Origin of the sequence: Hoylesella buccalis ATCC 35310 (assembly GCF_000177075.1) — a bacterium.
In the GTDB taxonomy this organism is placed as follows: domain Bacteria; phylum Bacteroidota; class Bacteroidia; order Bacteroidales; family Bacteroidaceae; genus Prevotella; species Prevotella buccalis.
Map to the genome: position 1 here is coordinate 25,999 of NZ_ADEG01000092.1, position 15,643 is coordinate 41,641.

The following is a 15,643-nucleotide window of genomic DNA, read 5'->3' on the forward strand; positions in this document are numbered from 1 at the left end:
TTCGAAATACAATCTGGTACAAAGGTAGCTATTTTTTCTAATGCTAGTTTGCTATTCCATGAATTTTTATTTATCTTCGCACGAATAAAGGTATAATATGGACATCAATTTGATTCTTCGCATAATGATAGCTGCCCTTTTAGGCGGTCTCATCGGTTTAGAACGCGAATACAGAGCCAAAGAAGCAGGTTTTCGCACGCACTTCCTCGTAGGCCTGGGCAGTGCGCTCTTTATGGTGGTATCTCAGTACGGTTTTGAGCACATACTTGCCACACAGCCAAATGTGTCTTTGGATCCTTCGCGTATTGCGTCACAAGTTGTATCGGGCATTGGTTTCATCGGTGCCGGCACCATTATTTTCCAAAAACAGGTCATCCGCGGACTTACAACAGCCGCAGGTTTATGGGCAACGGCCGCCATCGGTTTGGCCTGTGGTGCTAGTATGTACGTCATTGCTGTGGCTTCAACAGTCATGGTGCTTGCCTGCCTGGAAACGTTGAATTATACGATGAAGCGTTTTGGCAACCGAAACATTAATCTCATATTTACCGCTTCTGACAAGAAACGCATTCAAGACATCCTGAATCATCTTGACCAAGAAAAGATAACCATCAACTCATACGAGATTCACCCTGAAAAATCTGGCGCAGGAACTGGCTACAACGTCGAAATGGAAATAACCATTAAGCGAGCCAAAGCCAATAACCACATTTTGTCTTTAATATCTCATTTTGAGGGAGTTACGGTAAAAAGTATTGAGTAAAGCTTTTGCTTTGTTCGGCAACAAACTATCAATCCATTTTCAAAGTCAATGAGTTTGACATCCAAAGTCAATGCTTTTGATTGGCAAAGTCATAGAGATTGGATGCTAAACTCAATGGGATTGAATCCACTACACGTCAAGCAGTCGGTGGCTGACCAGACGACGTGCTTGGCGGAACGCCACCATTTACAACTCATCTCCATGGCTGCCAGCGTCTAGCACGCTATCGCAGCCTGTACTTTATTTCGTATTTTGTGCTCTGCCATACATAGGAGAAACACATATAGCGGTATATTTTTTGGAGTGACGAAGCAAAAAAAGGTGCATCAACAGCTTGACACACCCTTTACTTTTTATCTTAGTGGATATAATTATAATCTTAGCGCCTCTTATTTAGCGTAGGCCACACTGCGTGTTTCGCGAATGACGGTGATTTTTACCTGTCCAGGATAAGTCATCTCGTTTTGAATCTTGGTGGCAATATCATCTGACAACTTCAGTGTCTCGGCGTCATCCATCTGGTCGGCACCTACGATAACGCGAAGTTCGCGGCCAGCCTGTATGGCATAGGTCTTGGTGACACCAGGATAACTCATGGCAATAGCTTCGAGGTCATTCAGTCGTTTGATGTATGCTTCCACAATTTCGCGACGTGCACCAGGGCGCGCACCCGAGATGGCATCACACACCTGGACAATGGGAGCCAGCAGTGTTTGCATCTCTACCTCATCATGGTGGGCTGCGATGGCGTTGCAGATATCTGGCTTCTCCTTGTATTTTTCGGCCAGCTTGCCACCATACAGTGCGTGGGGCAGTTCACTTTCCTCATCAGGTACCTTACCAATATCGTGCAAAAGTCCTGCACGCTTTGCCTTCTTGGGATTGAGTCCCAGCTCTGACGCCATCACCGCACAGAGATTAGCGGTTTCGCGTGCATGCTGAAGGAGGTTCTGTCCATAGCTTGAGCGATATTTCATTTTGCCTACGATGCGCACCAGTTCTGGGTGCAGGCCATGAATGCCTAGGTCGATCACGGTTCGTTTTCCCGTTTCGATGATTTCGTTATCAAGTTGCTTCTTCACCTTTGCCACCACCTCTTCTATACGTGCGGGGTGGATACGTCCATCGGCAACAAGCTGGTGAAGAGCCAAACGGCAAACCTCTCGACGCACTGGATCGAACGCAGAAATAACGATGGCTTCGGGTGTGTCGTCGACAACGATTTCTACTCCCGTTGCAGCTTCCAAAGCACGGATGTTGCGTCCTTCGCGTCCAATAATGCGGCCTTTCACCTCATCGTTATCAATGTGGAAGACGCTGACAGAGTTTTCAATAGCCGTCTCAGTGGCGACGCGCTGGATAGTCTGTATGACAATCTTCTTAGCCTCTTGGTTGGCATTGAGTTTGGCCTCGTCTATGATTTCATTGATGTAGCCGGCTGCATCCGTACGAGCCTCGTCTTTCAGACTTTCTATCAATCTGCTTTTTGCTTCTTCGGCGCTCAGTCCGGAGAGTTCTTCCAGCATTTCGCGCTCTTGCAGTTGCATTTTTTCGAGTTCGGCCTGCTTAATTTGCAACAATTTCTTTTCATTGTCGATGCGCTGTTGCTGATGGTCTACCTCCTGTTTTCTGCGTCCGAGTTCTTCCTGACGCTGACTCAATCCTATTTCTCTTTGCTTGAGCTTGTTCTCGGTCTGTTGGATTTTTTGGTTGCGAAGTTGAACTTCCTTTTCCAACTCAGATTTCTTGTTCAGGAATTTCTCCTTGACCTCCAACAATTTCTTTTCCTTAATAACCTCAGCCTCTTTATTAGCGGCTGCTACCATTTCATTATATTTTCCTTTAACAATGTAACGGAAAATCGCATAGCCACCCAGTCCGCCAAGAATCAGCGCTACGATGGCAACAATTACTATACTCATTATTTTTAAATTTAAATTTCATTTATAATAACTACATAAATGAAAGAGGTCGGAAGAATCATGCATAAGCGCGGCAATCCGCACGTTGCACCATACATTTCCGCTTAAATCAGAATGGCTTAGAAAGATAAATAACTTCCTGGTACAAGAATGCACGTTGTGGAAGGTTGGTTTAATCCTTCAGTGCCTCTTCAATTTCAGAAGTTAATTGAGATATGATTTTACTATACGGGGTGACATCATTGCGTGCAAACTCCTTTTTGTAACGCAATGCTATGTCTATCAAAGCCATATAGAGTATATCCTTCTCGCTTCTCTTTGCCTTGAAAACAGAAGCGTAAGTGTTTACAGTATCAGTAATAAGTTTGGCTGCCTTACGATAATACTCCTCATCCTGCCGCATGACCGTGACGCTCATGTCGGTATCGTAAACATGCAATCTTATCTGTAGTTTATCTCTATTGTCTCCTGCCATCGCTCCGATTACTTTTCATTCAGTAGCGTGATACATTTGTTGACGTCTCTTACCAGCTTTGACAATCGTTTCTTGGCCGCTTCAAGGTCAGTTGTAGAAATTTCTATCATCTTGGCTAGTTTGAGACTGTTGTAGTCATTTTGTGCTTGATTCAACTTCGCCTCGAGCTGTTTTATCTTGGCATCACGCTCGTCAACCATTGCATACAAGCTGTTGTTCTCCTGTTTTGTTTCCTTGTACTGGAGAATCATCTGCCTCATGCGAGTGGTAAAGAGCGTTAGAGTTTTCTCATTAGCATCCATCGACATACAATTTGGTCACAAATTTAGCGTAATAAATTGACAATCACAAATTATCGGTTGTTTTTTTGTCCATCACTTTAATCTTAGCCGATTGCGCGAGCAACGCCAAGTTGTCGTAATGTTTTGTGTGATTGATGGTTATTTTTGGTTCTCATTTCCTGGCTTCGGTTCTTTTTTAGCCAGCATTACTACCTGATGAATGAAATCGGTGGTCCACTTTTGAGAGAATCCCAGTCGTTTGTTATACTGCCGAACAGCGACCGCTGCTTTGATGACACCAGCATCCTTATAGTCATTTTTAGTAAAGATGTCGTTCACGGTTTTTTCTGTCATGGTGTACAACGCACTCTTGAAGATGGACGGCATGCGCAACTTAAACTTCATCAAGTTTCCGACAAGCATCATCAGTTCTTGAGTAAAGCCCTGAAACTGTAGCAAATAAGGTTGCACATCTTCCAACCTTCGACAATTCTTTCGTATACTCTGATCAATTTCTTTGAAAAAAAGATCATCTGTATGATACATTTCTTTCAACATGTTTTTGCACCGTGCTTTCTCGCCCACTCCCAGCTTGTTGTTAACAGTAGGAACGTGCAAAGTAATCTTGAACGTCCTGAGGTCGGGCAGCATCTTTAAGTTGTTGATACCCAACTGAGCTGCTATAGCCGATTGAAAGTAAACCCTGATGAGTGTCATGTAGTCTTCCATTCCACCAGTAGTGTCATTTCGATCTTTCTTTCCAAACAGTTTTGATAATAAATTTGCCATTATATTGTAAAATTAAATTCATTTCGTAACCACGAGATTTTTCCTAAATCTCTACAAAGGTATGATAAAACCATAAATATACAAAACAAAAGAAACAATTTTAGCTGTAGCACTTTCCGCTTTCAATAATTATTTATACCTTTGTACACAACTTTTGAAAAAGTACAACAAGTATGATGTTTGAGCCTTGTTGGTAACAAAAGGCTCCATCTAATCATGCAAGTTGATTGTTCGAGTGATAGCCATAGCAAATATAATTCTGTTGCGATTATCAGATTAATAACCAATTAGATTCGAAGAATGAAAGGAATCGTTTTAGCCGGTGGCTCCGGAACACGCCTTTATCCCATCACCAAAGGAATAAGCAAACAGCTCATTCCCATTTTTGACAAGCCCATGATTTATTATCCAGTATCAGTCTTGATGCTGGCAGGAATTAAAGAAATTCTCATCATTTCGACACCTCATGATTTACCAGGGTTCAAGAGACTTCTTGGTGATGGTCATGACCTTGGCGTGAAGTTTTCATACGTAGAGCAGCCAAGCCCTGATGGTTTGGCACAAGCGTTTATCCTGGGTGAAGACTTTATTGGTGACGACTCCGCATGCCTGGTGCTGGGTGATAATATCTTTTATGGTTCGGGATTCACCGCTCTGCTGAAACAAAGCTTAATAGACGCCGAACAAAAAGATAAGGCAACCGTTTTCGGCTACTATGTGAACGACCCAGAACGGTATGGCGTGGTGGAATTTGATGGTCAAGGGAAATGCCTGAGCATTGAAGAAAAACCCGCACACCCTAAAAGCAATTATGCTGTAGTGGGACTGTACTTCTATCCAAACTCTGTAATTGACATTGCAAAGAAAATCAAACCAAGCGAACGAGGAGAACTGGAAATCACGACTGTTAACCAAACATTTCTTGAACGACAGCAACTTCAGGTAAAAACTCTGCAACGTGGATTCGCATGGTTGGACACTGGAACTCACGACAGTCTGTCTGAAGCAAGCACATTTATCGAGGTGATTGAAAAAAGACAGGGATTGAAAGTCGCCTGCTTGGAAGAAATTGCTTTCAAGCAAGGATGGATTGACGCCGAACAACTTAAGAAACTAGCAGAACCCATGTTGAAAAACAATTATGGAAAATACCTTTTAGACATCGCTAGCAGGACCATTTAACGGGATGGCTGGGAAGGAATGAACAGGAAATAAGAATTTATATTTTAGCTAAAAAATGGAAGAAGAGATAAAGAATCAGGAATTGGAGAACGTTGAAGGACAAGAGGAGAATTCATTCTTCAATTTACAAACGATCATACAGACACTCATCCTCAACTGGAAATGGTTTGTACTGTCTGTAATTATTTGTCTGGGAGCGGCAGCCATCTATCTGCGATACACGCCACGCATCTATCAGTCGTTCGCCAAGCTGCTAATTAAAGAGGAAGAAACTAGAAGAGGAAGAAGCTCATTGCTCTATTCATCAAACCTTGGCATGATGTCAAACTCAACGGGTATAGATAATGAAATGGAGATCTTATCCTCCCTGAACCTGGCAGAACAGACGGTGAAAGACCTGAAGCTCTACGTTAAATATACCTCTGAAGGAAGAGTGAGAGACATGGTTATCTATAAGAGTCAGCCCATCAGCGTGGACCTCGATCCTGCCCATCTCGATAAGCTGCGCTCACCCATCTCTATGGTTATCCAGAGAGTAGGCAACACATATCATGTCACAGGAAGTTACAATAGCCCCGTCGAAGGAAGAGGATGGCAAACCACGAACATTGACAAGAAGATTAGTCAACTGCCATCCACAATAGTTACCAAAGTTGGTATTCTATCGTTCATGAACGAAAATGCAGGCTCCATGAAAGACGGACAATCGTTCAAGGTTTCCATTCTTCCACCCAAAAGCGTAGCAGCAGGATACAGAGGCGCTTTCTCTGTAGCACAGAACAATAAAACAACATCCATTGCTCTTCTGGGAGTCAAGGACGAAGTACCTACTCGCGCCAGCGATTACTTAAAGCAATTGGTCATCTGTTATAACCGACAGGCCAACATGGACAAGAATGAGGTAGCACGCAATACAGAAGCCTTCATCAATAGCCGTCTGGAAAAGATCAGTGAAGAATTGGGAGCTACTGAAGGACAGCTGGAAAGCTACAAGAAACGCAACAGAATGGTAGATCAAGCGATGAATGCTGGTCAAGCCATGCAAAATGCAAACGAGTACGACCAGAAGCTGGCAGAAGCCAATACACAGGTAGCCCTGCTCAACAGCGTACAAGAAAGCATGTCGCAACCCAGCAACCAATATCAGACTCTACCAGCCAACGTGGGCATCTCAGACCCTACGGTGAACGGCTTGATCAGTAAGTACAATGAAATTGCATTGGAAAGAAAAAGACTTCTTCGCAGTGCTTCCGAAACCTCACCAACGGTAACCCCCCTCACCTCTCAATTGGATGATTTGAACAACAGCATCCACCGTGCCATGGCCCAGGCCAAGAAAGGACTTCAAATTCAGCGCAACAATGTTGCTTCGCAATACGGAAAGTATCAAGGACAACTCACAGCAAGTCCAGAGCAAGAAAGAATGCTTACTCAGATTGGCCGACAGCAAGATGTTAAGTCAGGACTCTATTTGATGTTATTACAGAAGCGAGAAGAGAACTCTATCTCGCTTGCTGCAACTGCCGACAAAGGCATATTGATAGACGAACCCGCCAACGGTGGACAAGTAAGTCCTAAAAGACAAATCATCTTCCTCATCGCCTTGCTTTTGGGACTGGGTATTCCTGCACTCATCTTATTCTTAATCAACTTCTTCCGCTATAGGATTGAAGGACACGACGATGTTGCCAAGCTTACCAAGCTTCCCATCTTGGCCGACGTCGCTGTTGCAAGTGACACAGCCAAGACAAAAGCCGACATCGTGGTTCACGAGAACCAGAACAACCAGATGGAAGAAATCTTCCGAAGCATGCGAACCAATCTCCAGTTCATGTTGAAAGAAAACCAGAAGGTCATCCTCTTCACGTCGAGTACCTCTGGCGAAGGCAAAACATTCAATGCGTCCAACCTGGCAGTCAGCTTCGCACTGCTTGGCAAAAAAGTGATTATCGTTGGATTGGATATCCGCAAGCCACGCTTGGCCGAGCTCTTTGAAATAAACGACCATCATCATGGCATTACCATGTTGTTGACCAAGGAGCAGCCTAACTGGGAAGAAATCCAAAGCCAAATTTTGCCATCGGGCGTGAACAACAACCTGGATCTTCTCATGTCAGGACCCATTCCTCCCAACCCTGCCGAATTAATAGCTCGCCCATCGCTCGACATCATCATCAACCACTTAAAGGAAAAGTACGATTACATTCTCATCGACACTGCTCCGGTTGGTCTCGTCACCGACACGTTGCAAATAGGACGTGTAGCAGACGCCACAGTTTACATGTGCCGTGCTGATTATACGCCAAAAGAAAGCTTCGGACTGATCAACAGCTTGGCAAAAGAGAAGAAACTTCCTAACATATCCATCGTCATCAATGGTATCGACATGTCCAAGAAGAAGCATGGATATTATTATGGATATGGCAGATACGGAAAGTATGGGAGGTATGGACGATACGGTGGAAAATATGGGAAATACGGATCGTACGGTCACTATGGCAATTACGGTACTTACGGCAACTATGCAAACAGCCACTATGGAGACAAGAACGACACGTCCATCAAGCGTTAATGCACTTGATGGCGTGCTAATATCATTTTTATATTTGCCACCATTTAAACTGATTTCAAATAGATGACAATAGCAGTTGATTTTGACGGAACCATCGTAGAACATAAGTACCCCGCGATAGGACAAGAGATACCTTTCGCTACCGAAACACTCAAAATGCTCATCAAGGAGCATCATCGACTCATCTTATGGAGCGTACGAGAAGGAACTCTCCTGCAAGAAGCTGTAGATTGGTGCAAAGAACGCGGGGTAGAGTTTTGGACGGTCAACAAGGACTATCCAGAAGAGGAAGGTACCTCCAACAACAACCACTTCTCTAGAAAGATTAAGGCCGACCTTTTCATCGATGATCGCAACATTGGCGGATTGCCCGACTGGGGACAAATATATCACATGATACACGACCATAAAACAACTAAAGACTTGATTCGTGAAGCATACTTACGAGGACAAACTGCCGAAGAGGCCAAACCCAAAAAGCGTTGGTGGAAATGGTGAGTTGTGCTGCCAAACAACCTGTATACGAATTGACCAAATAACCTTATCATTCGCTTCGGTTAATCATTTTTTCTGCTAACTTTGCACAAATGAGTGATAAACATGAAAAGATATATTACGGGGTGCCTCATTGCACTTTGTTGCAGTACAAGCATCATGGCCAAGAACAAAACAATTGATCTACGCATCATCCAAACCAGTGATGTCCACGGTAGTTTCTTCCCTTACGACTTCATCAATCGCAGACCAAAGGCAGGTAGTCTTGCCCGAGTGACGACGTATGTTGACTCTCTGCGGGAAAAATATGGGAAGAATCTCATTCTACTGGACAACGGTGACATATTACAAGGACAGCCAATCTGTTATTACAGCAACTATGTCAACACGCAAGGTCCCAACATCGCAGCCTCTGTTATCAACTACATGCGGTATGACGCACAGACCATAGGCAACCATGACATCGAAACTGGGCATGCCGTATACGACAAGTGGATTCGAGAAGTGTCGTGTCCTACCCTCGGAGCCAACATTGTCAATACCCAAACTCAACAACCATACGTTCATCCATACACCATTCTTGAGCGGGATGGTATCAAGATTGCCGTCCTTGGCATGCTCACTCCGGCCATACCCAACTGGCTTCAAGAAAAGTTATGGAGTGGACTTCGGTTTGAAAACATGGTGCAATCGGCACGCCACTGGATGAATGTATTGCAAACAACCGAACACCCCGACATCGTCATTGGTTTGTTTCATTCGGGCAAACAGGGTGGCATTACCACCCCAACCTACGAAGAAGATGCCTCCTTGCGCGTGGCAAAAGAGGTTCCGGGCTTCGATTTGATACTCTTTGGACACGATCATACCCCTCACAGCAGCACCATTCTCAACAGCAAAGGCCAACCTGTTGTTTGTCTTAATCCTGGTTGTAACGCCATCAACGTAACCGACAGCGAAATTAGAATAACGCTGAATGAGCAGATACGAAAAGGAAAGAAAACCCATGTCGTATTACGCAAGCAGGTCAACGGACGCGTGGTAGACATTCGAAATGAGCAGATTGACCAAAAATTCTTGGCACATTTTCAAGACGAAATTAATGCCGTCAACGCATTTGTCAATAGGAAGATTGGCTCATTTCAACACACTATTTACAGCCGTGATTGCTATTTTGGCAGTTCAGCCTTTACTGATTTGATTCACAACCTACAGCTGACGGTTACAGGGGCCGACATCTCGTTCAACGCACCCCTTGCTTTTGATGCCCAAATCAAGGCAGGCGACGTGTTTGTAAGTGACCTTTTCAACCTCTACAAATACGAAAACAACATCTATGTGCTCAAGATGACTGGCGAAGAGATTCGCAATTACTTAGAAATGAGCTACGATTTGTGGGTCAACACCATGATCTCTCCTGACGACCACATTCTCCTCATCGACAACAAGACCAAGGATGACCAACAACGTTATGGCTTTAAAAACTTCACATTCAATTTTGATAGTGCTGCCGGCATCGATTATGAAGTTGATGTCACCAAGCCAAAAGGAAACAAAGTTAACATCTTGAAAATGAGTGATGGTACGCCATTCAGCCTCAAGAAGACGTATAAGGTTGCTATGAACAGTTACAGAGGCAACGGCGGTGGTGAACTCTTGACACGTGGCGCGGGCATCTTCATGACCGAATTGAAACAACGTATTGTGTTCGAGAGTAAGCATGATCAGCGTTATTATCTCATGCAATGGATTGAAAAATGTGGAGAAATAAATCCCAAACCCAATAACAATTGGAAGTTTGTACCCGCAGCGTGGACCATACCTGCATTGAAACGAGATAAAATGCTTATCTTTGGACAACCACAAAGAGAGGAAGATGAGAAATGAAAACCCTGTTTTTTATATTTTGTAAAACAGACCTCGTGCTCGAAAAACAAGCAAACGGTCTATATACCATACCGCTTGCCGATGAACCTCCCATACCCACTAAGCCTTGGACACACATCATGGATGTGGAAAACCAGGCAGACGGCACTCCTGTTCGGGCATTTCGAATAGATGAGCCCATCACCAACAACCCACAATATGAGATGTGTGGACTGCGCGCTTCATTCTACAAGCTGCCCCACGACTTATATTTAATGGCCGGAAAGTGCCACGAGCTGCTCTATTGGGACTTCAACACCAAGTTTTGCGGCGTATGTGGTGGCCCCATGCAGATGCACACCGCCATTTCAAAACGCTGCACCCAATGCGGAAAAGAAGTGTGGCCACAGCTGGCTACAGCCGTCATCGTGCTGATACACCGCGGAGATGAGGTGCTTTTGGTTCATGCAAAAAACTTCAAAACCGACTTCTATGGACTGGTGGCGGGATTCGTTGAAACTGGCGAAACGCTGGAGGAAGCCGTTCATCGCGAAGTCATGGAGGAAACGGGCATCAAGATCAAGAACGTAACCTACTTCAGTTCGCAACCATGGCCCTACCCCTCCGGCTTGATGGTGGGCTTCAATGCCGACTATGTGAGCGGTGAGGTACGGTTGCAGCGTTCAGAATTAAGCAAGGGGGATTGGTTCTCCAAAAACAATCTCCCCACCATCCCAGAGAAGCTTTCCATTGCCAGAATGCTCATAGATGCCTGGCTGGAGAAAGGCGAAGAATAACCAAACTGTAAGAATCTTCAAATTATATCTCATGAAACCATTCACAAAACTTCTTGGCTTCGATACCAAGAACATGAAAATGAAAACAGAATTGATTGCCGGAGCAACCACATTCTTAACAATGAGTTATATCCTCGCCGTCAATCCTGCCATTCTCTCGAGCACGGGAATGGATAAGGGCGCGCTCTTCACGGCTACGGCTTTGTCAGCTGCTATAGCCACCTTGCTGCTGGCCTTCATGGCCAAACTGCCCTTTGCACAGGCTCCCAGCATGGGACTGAATGCCTTTTTTGCCTACACGCTCTGTCAGGCTATGGGCTATTCATGGGAACAAGCCCTGGCCATCATGCTCATTGAGGGGCTCGTGTTTCTACTCATTACCTTTTTCAATGTACGCGAATTAATTCTCGACAGCATACCCAAAAACCTGCGGTACGCCATCTCTGCGGGCATTGGCATGTTCATTGCGTTTATCGGCCTCAAGAATGCGGGCATCATCGTGGCCAAAGAAGGCACGTTTGTGGGCTTGGGTGCCTTCACCCCCGAGTCGACATTGGGCATCATCGCCATTCTGCTGAGTGGTATCCTGATGGCCCGCAATGTCAAAGGGTCGCTGTTCTATGGCATCGTTGCCGCAACGCTCATTGGCATACCTATGGGCGTCACCATGATACCTGATGGCTGGCTGCCGGTTTCCGCGCCACAAGACATCTCTCCCATCTTCTGTCATTTCGATTTTAATGGGTTCTTCAACATCAAGACCCTGTTGGTGTTTTTCTCGTTGCTCATTGTCAACATCTTCGATACCATCGGCACCTTGGTCGGTTTGGCAGAGAAAACGGGCATCGTACAACCCGACGGTTCCATTCCAAGAGTGAAAGAAGCGATGATGAGCGATGCCATTGGTACCACCTGTGGCGCCATGCTCGGATCCTCCACCATCACCACCTATATTGAAAGTGCATCGGGTATTGCGGAAGGTGGCCGAAGCGGAGTGACGTCAGCATTTGTGGGTATTCTCTTCCTCCTTTCCCTTTTGGTATCGCCCATCTTTCTCCTCATCCCTGGTGCTGCTACCAGTGGCGCATTGGTGTTGGTAGGTGTGCTGATGCTCGACTCGGTGAAAAAGCTCGATTTGAGTGATGTAAGCGAGTCATTCCCTGCCTTCATTACCATGATTACCATGGTACTTTGCTATTCCATTGCCGACGGTATCTGCCTTGGCATCTTGAGCTACGTGATTTTGAAGTTGTGTGTTGGCCGTTGGAAACAACTCAACATCACACTCGTAACGTTAGCCATTCTGTTCATCATTAACTTCGTTTTCAATTAATATGAAACATATCAGTTGGGGATTCATCGGATGCGGCGAAGTCACCGAATTGAAATCGGGGCCCGCCTTCAATGAGGTTGAAGGGTCGCATGTAGAAGCTGTGTACAGTAGGAGCAAGGAAAAAGTGCTATCGTATGCCGAGCGTCACCACATCAAGAAATGGTATACCGATGCGCAGCAGCTCATCGATGACCCCGAGGTGAACGCCATTTACATCGCTACCCCACCCTCTAGCCATGCCACCTACGCCATCATGGCCATGAAGGCGGGCAAGCCGGTCTACATTGAGAAGCCTTTGGCTGCCAGTTATGAAGACTGTGCGCGCATCAACAGAGTAAGCCAGCAAACGGGAGTTCCCTGCTTTGTAGCCTATTACAGAAGATACCTACCCTATTTTCAGAAGGTGAAAAGCATCCTGGACAGTGGAACCATAGGTACGGTGACCAACGTGCAGGTGCGTTTTTCTGTTCCTCCTCGGGATCTGGACTACAGCGGCAGCCGTCATCTTCCATGGCGACTGCAACCCGACATCGCTGGCGGTGGCTACTTTTATGACCTGGCACCCCATCAACTTGACTTGCTGCAAGAATTCTTTGGTGTGATTACCCAAGCGCATGGCTATTGTGCCAACCGCGCACACCTATACTCTGCCGAGGACACCATCAGTGCCTGTTTTCTTTTTGAGAATGGTCTTCCGGGAAGCGGGTCATGGTGCTTCGTGGGTCATCAGAGTGCAAAGGAAGACAGCATCGACGTGGTTGGCGAGCAAGGCTCACTGTCGTTCTCGGTTTACAACTATCATCCCATTCAGTTAATCACCTCTGACGGCATCCGAAACATCACGGTTCCTAACCCATCATACGTTCAGCTACCCATCATCAAAGCGGTTACCGAAGACCTGCAAGGTATCGGTGTCTGCACCTGCACGAGCGTCAGTGCCACGCCAGTAAATTGGGTGATGGACAGAATATTGGGTAAATTTTAACTGCATACCTATTTTGATGCTACACTACAAACGATACACACTACTGTTGTTGGTCGTATTTTCGACCCACATGCTGGCTGATACCATCCCTGAGAGAAAAGGTTTCTTCAAGAAACTAACCCAGGGGGCGGTCAGGTTCGTAGAGAGTTTCTCGGAAGTAGACACCAATTATGTCGAACCACAGCATTACTACTACACCGTGATGCTGCAAAACACCAACACCTATGAGGGCTATCGCTTGCGCAACCACAAAGGACAATCTGTCACTTTGGCACCTCAACCGAGCATCAAGATAGGCCCTTTTGTTGGCTATAGGTGGTTTTTTCTGGGCTATACCTTCGACCTCAAACACTACGACAAGAATAAGGATCGCCAAGAAATAGACCTGAGCCTCTATTCTTCGCGCCTCACCGTAGATTTGTTTTATCGTAAAACGGGTAACTTATATAATATCAGAAGCCTGTATATTGATGATAAAATCGACACCAAACCTCTTGAGAAACAACCGTTCAATGGCTTCAAGTCGAGCATCAAGGGCTTCAATCTCTACTACATTTTCAATCACCGCAAATTCTCTTACCCAGCCGCTTTCAGCCAATCTACGGTGCAACGAAGAAGTTATGGGTCGCCTATGGTGGGCATTGGCTATACCAAGCACAAGATGAGCATCGACCTGTCTGAACTCAATCATCTGGTCAGATCGGTGTTAAAACCAGGGGAAGAGGGAAAAACGAAAGAAGACACACGTCTGACATTTGGTAATTATCACTACTCCGACATTTCAATTTCTGGCGGATATGCTTACAACTGGGTGTTTGCCCACAACTGGCTGTTCGCCTCGTCCCTATGCTTAGGGCTGGCGTACAAGCACAGCGTGGGTGACGTTTTGAAAGAACAAACGACCACCCATGATTACAATCTGAAAAAATTCAACGTCGATGCAGTAGGCCGGCTTGGCGTTGTGTGGAACAATACGCGCTATTATGTAGGCACAAGTACCATATTCCACGTATACAACTATCAGAAAGGTCAGTTTTCTACAAGTACCATTTTCGGTAACTTCAACATCTATGTAGGATTTAATTTTGGAAAAATAAAACAAAAATAATTTGATATATGCGACTGCTATTTTTACTATTATCCACCTTCAGCCTACAGGTCTTCGGGCAAACCCTGCAATATGAAAAAGCTGACAGTGTCAAGGTTGAACAACTTCTCGCTTCTGCCCGTCAGCAAGACAAAGGCACAAACATGGTGATATTTTTTGCTCGTCAGTTGATTGGAACGCCCTATATCGCCAAGACCTTGGAAAACAACGACCGGGAGAACCTGGTTATCAACTTGCGCGAACTTGACTGTACAACGTATGTGGAAAATGTTTTGGCACTTTTCTTATGCCACAAGAACCATCAAAAGCGTTTTCAAGACTTTTGTCAATTTCTGCGACTCGTCAGATATCGCAATGGAAAAGTAGCTTATCCCAACCGTCTTCACTACTTCTCATCCTGGATAGAAGACAACGTGCGCATGGGCTACATCCAGCATGTTGAAGAGCTTGACCCGCCTTTCTCGGCTACACAGGTGCTTGACCTGCATTACATGACAACCCATCCGCAATATTATCCGATGATGAAGGGCAAGCCGGAGGTCATCGCAGCCATTCGAGAAATGGAGATTGAGCTAAGTGGCAACGAATATCTGTACATTCCCAAGGACAGCATTCGCAATACGCCCCTCCTCAGGCGGTGCATCAAAGACGGTGACATCCTGGCCATGCTCACCAGCCGAAAAGGGCTGGATACCAGTCACGTCGGCATCGCCATCTGGCACGACGATGGCCTGCATCTGCTCAATGCCTCCTCCATTCACGGGAAAGTGGTGGAAGAACCGATGACGCTCAAGACGTACATGAGTGGGCAACGCTCACAAATTGGCATCAGGGCGGTCAGGTGTGCCGGGCTGTAAGCACAAGGGTTGCCGGCCAATTGAACAGCTCTTTTATTCAACCTCAAAACGCTGTTATTTACAGGTTTTTCCCATTGCCGTGTAATCTCATTGAGTTTGACTATCAAAGTCATAGAGTTTGGCAGTTAAGGTCAATGACATTGGCAGTCAAAGTCATGGAGATTGGTTTTCTAAAGAAAAACAATGGAATCAATCAAGCTACAGAGTGATGACAAAAT

14 protein-coding genes are annotated in these 15,643 nt (G+C 45.5%); 10 read left to right on the forward strand and 4 right to left on the reverse strand.

What is annotated here, in order from left to right:
* Positions 1-97: 97 nt before the first annotated feature.
* Entirely contained in the window at positions 98-763 is a 666-nt protein-coding gene (locus HMPREF0650_RS10300) for an MgtC/SapB family protein (protein WP_004350586.1), read from the forward strand.
* A gap of 389 nt (positions 764-1,152) precedes the next feature.
* Here HMPREF0650_RS10300 and rny read toward each other — a convergent pair whose 3' ends face one another.
* From rny to HMPREF0650_RS10320, 4 genes are all read right to left on the reverse strand, one after another.
* The gene (gene rny, locus HMPREF0650_RS10305; RefSeq protein ID WP_004350587.1) at positions 1,153-2,685 is read right to left on the reverse strand and encodes a ribonuclease Y; all 1,533 of its coding nucleotides are present in this window, start codon (positions 2,683-2,685) and stop codon (positions 1,153-1,155) included.
* Between the two features lie 172 nt (positions 2,686-2,857).
* Complete coding sequence (locus HMPREF0650_RS10310) at positions 2,858-3,160, reverse strand: cell division protein ZapA (protein WP_004350588.1); 303 nt, start codon at positions 3,158-3,160, stop codon at positions 2,858-2,860.
* A gap of 8 nt (positions 3,161-3,168) precedes the next feature.
* Positions 3,169-3,462 carry a coiled-coil domain-containing protein gene (locus HMPREF0650_RS10315; RefSeq protein ID WP_040563173.1) on the reverse strand — a complete coding sequence of 98 codons (294 nt, stop codon included), beginning with the start codon at positions 3,460-3,462 and terminating at the stop codon, positions 3,169-3,171.
* Positions 3,463-3,600: 138 nt separating this feature from the next.
* Entirely contained in the window at positions 3,601-4,230 is a 630-nt protein-coding gene (locus tag HMPREF0650_RS10320; RefSeq protein WP_004350590.1) for a DUF8491 family protein, read from the reverse strand.
* 300 nt (positions 4,231-4,530) lie between these two features.
* On the opposite strand from HMPREF0650_RS10320, the gene rfbA reads away from it, so the two are divergent.
* The 9 genes from rfbA to HMPREF0650_RS10365 all read left to right on the forward strand — a co-directional run bounded on the left by rfbA (position 4,531) and on the right by HMPREF0650_RS10365 (position 15,425).
* Positions 4,531-5,412, forward strand: coding sequence for a glucose-1-phosphate thymidylyltransferase RfbA (gene rfbA, locus HMPREF0650_RS10325; RefSeq protein ID WP_004350591.1), 882 nt, complete (start codon positions 4,531-4,533; stop codon positions 5,410-5,412).
* A 55-nt stretch (positions 5,413-5,467) separates the two neighbouring features.
* Complete coding sequence (locus tag HMPREF0650_RS10330) at positions 5,468-7,984, forward strand: GumC family protein (protein WP_004350592.1); 2,517 nt, start codon at positions 5,468-5,470, stop codon at positions 7,982-7,984.
* A 63-nt stretch (positions 7,985-8,047) separates the two neighbouring features.
* Positions 8,048-8,482 (forward strand): BT0820 family HAD-type phosphatase, encoded by a 435-nt coding sequence (locus HMPREF0650_RS10335; protein ID WP_004350593.1) that lies wholly within the window; start codon positions 8,048-8,050, stop codon positions 8,480-8,482.
* Positions 8,483-8,584: 102 nt separating this feature from the next.
* Entirely contained in the window at positions 8,585-10,366 is a 1,782-nt protein-coding gene (locus HMPREF0650_RS10340) for a bifunctional metallophosphatase/5'-nucleotidase (protein ID WP_040563174.1), read from the forward strand.
* Complete coding sequence (gene nudC, locus HMPREF0650_RS10345; protein ID WP_004350595.1) at positions 10,363-11,142, forward strand: NAD(+) diphosphatase; 780 nt, start codon at positions 10,363-10,365, stop codon at positions 11,140-11,142. Before HMPREF0650_RS10340 ends, nudC begins: the two co-directional genes overlap by 4 nt.
* A 31-nt stretch (positions 11,143-11,173) precedes the next feature.
* Positions 11,174-12,475, forward strand: a complete 1,302-nt coding sequence (locus tag HMPREF0650_RS10350) for an NCS2 family permease (RefSeq protein ID WP_004350596.1) — start codon at positions 11,174-11,176, stop codon at positions 12,473-12,475.
* A gap of 1 nt (position 12,476) precedes the next feature.
* Entirely contained in the window at positions 12,477-13,460 is a 984-nt protein-coding gene (locus tag HMPREF0650_RS10355) for a Gfo/Idh/MocA family protein (protein ID WP_004350597.1), read from the forward strand.
* Positions 13,461-13,476: 16 nt separating this feature from the next.
* Entirely contained in the window at positions 13,477-14,568 is a 1,092-nt protein-coding gene (locus HMPREF0650_RS10360) for a DUF4421 domain-containing protein (RefSeq protein WP_155813632.1), read from the forward strand.
* 8 nt (positions 14,569-14,576) lie between these two features.
* Complete coding sequence (locus tag HMPREF0650_RS10365) at positions 14,577-15,425, forward strand: N-acetylmuramoyl-L-alanine amidase-like domain-containing protein (protein ID WP_004350599.1); 849 nt, start codon at positions 14,577-14,579, stop codon at positions 15,423-15,425.
* Positions 15,426-15,643: the final 218 nt, after the last annotated feature.

Coding starts and splice junctions, on each gene's coding strand:
- HMPREF0650_RS10300 (WP_004350586.1), top strand. CDS start 98: ATGGACATCAATTTGATTCTTCGCATAATGATAGCTGCCCTTTTAGGC.
- rny (WP_004350587.1), bottom strand. CDS start 2,685: ATGAGTATAGTAATTGTTGCCATCGTAGCGCTGATTCTTGGCGGACTG.
- HMPREF0650_RS10310 (WP_004350588.1), bottom strand. CDS start 3,160: ATGGCAGGAGACAATAGAGATAAACTACAGATAAGATTGCATGTTTAC.
- HMPREF0650_RS10315 (WP_040563173.1), bottom strand. CDS start 3,462: ATGGATGCTAATGAGAAAACTCTAACGCTCTTTACCACTCGCATGAGG.
- HMPREF0650_RS10320 (WP_004350590.1), bottom strand. CDS start 4,230: ATGGCAAATTTATTATCAAAACTGTTTGGAAAGAAAGATCGAAATGAC.
- rfbA (WP_004350591.1), top strand. CDS start 4,531: ATGAAAGGAATCGTTTTAGCCGGTGGCTCCGGAACACGCCTTTATCCC.
- HMPREF0650_RS10330 (WP_004350592.1), top strand. CDS start 5,468: ATGGAAGAAGAGATAAAGAATCAGGAATTGGAGAACGTTGAAGGACAA.
- HMPREF0650_RS10335 (WP_004350593.1), top strand. CDS start 8,048: ATGACAATAGCAGTTGATTTTGACGGAACCATCGTAGAACATAAGTAC.
- HMPREF0650_RS10340 (WP_040563174.1), top strand. CDS start 8,585: ATGAAAAGATATATTACGGGGTGCCTCATTGCACTTTGTTGCAGTACA.
- nudC (WP_004350595.1), top strand. CDS start 10,363: ATGAAAACCCTGTTTTTTATATTTTGTAAAACAGACCTCGTGCTCGAA.
- HMPREF0650_RS10350 (WP_004350596.1), top strand. CDS start 11,174: ATGAAACCATTCACAAAACTTCTTGGCTTCGATACCAAGAACATGAAA.
- HMPREF0650_RS10355 (WP_004350597.1), top strand. CDS start 12,477: ATGAAACATATCAGTTGGGGATTCATCGGATGCGGCGAAGTCACCGAA.
- HMPREF0650_RS10360 (WP_155813632.1), top strand. CDS start 13,477: ATGCTACACTACAAACGATACACACTACTGTTGTTGGTCGTATTTTCG.
- HMPREF0650_RS10365 (WP_004350599.1), top strand. CDS start 14,577: ATGCGACTGCTATTTTTACTATTATCCACCTTCAGCCTACAGGTCTTC.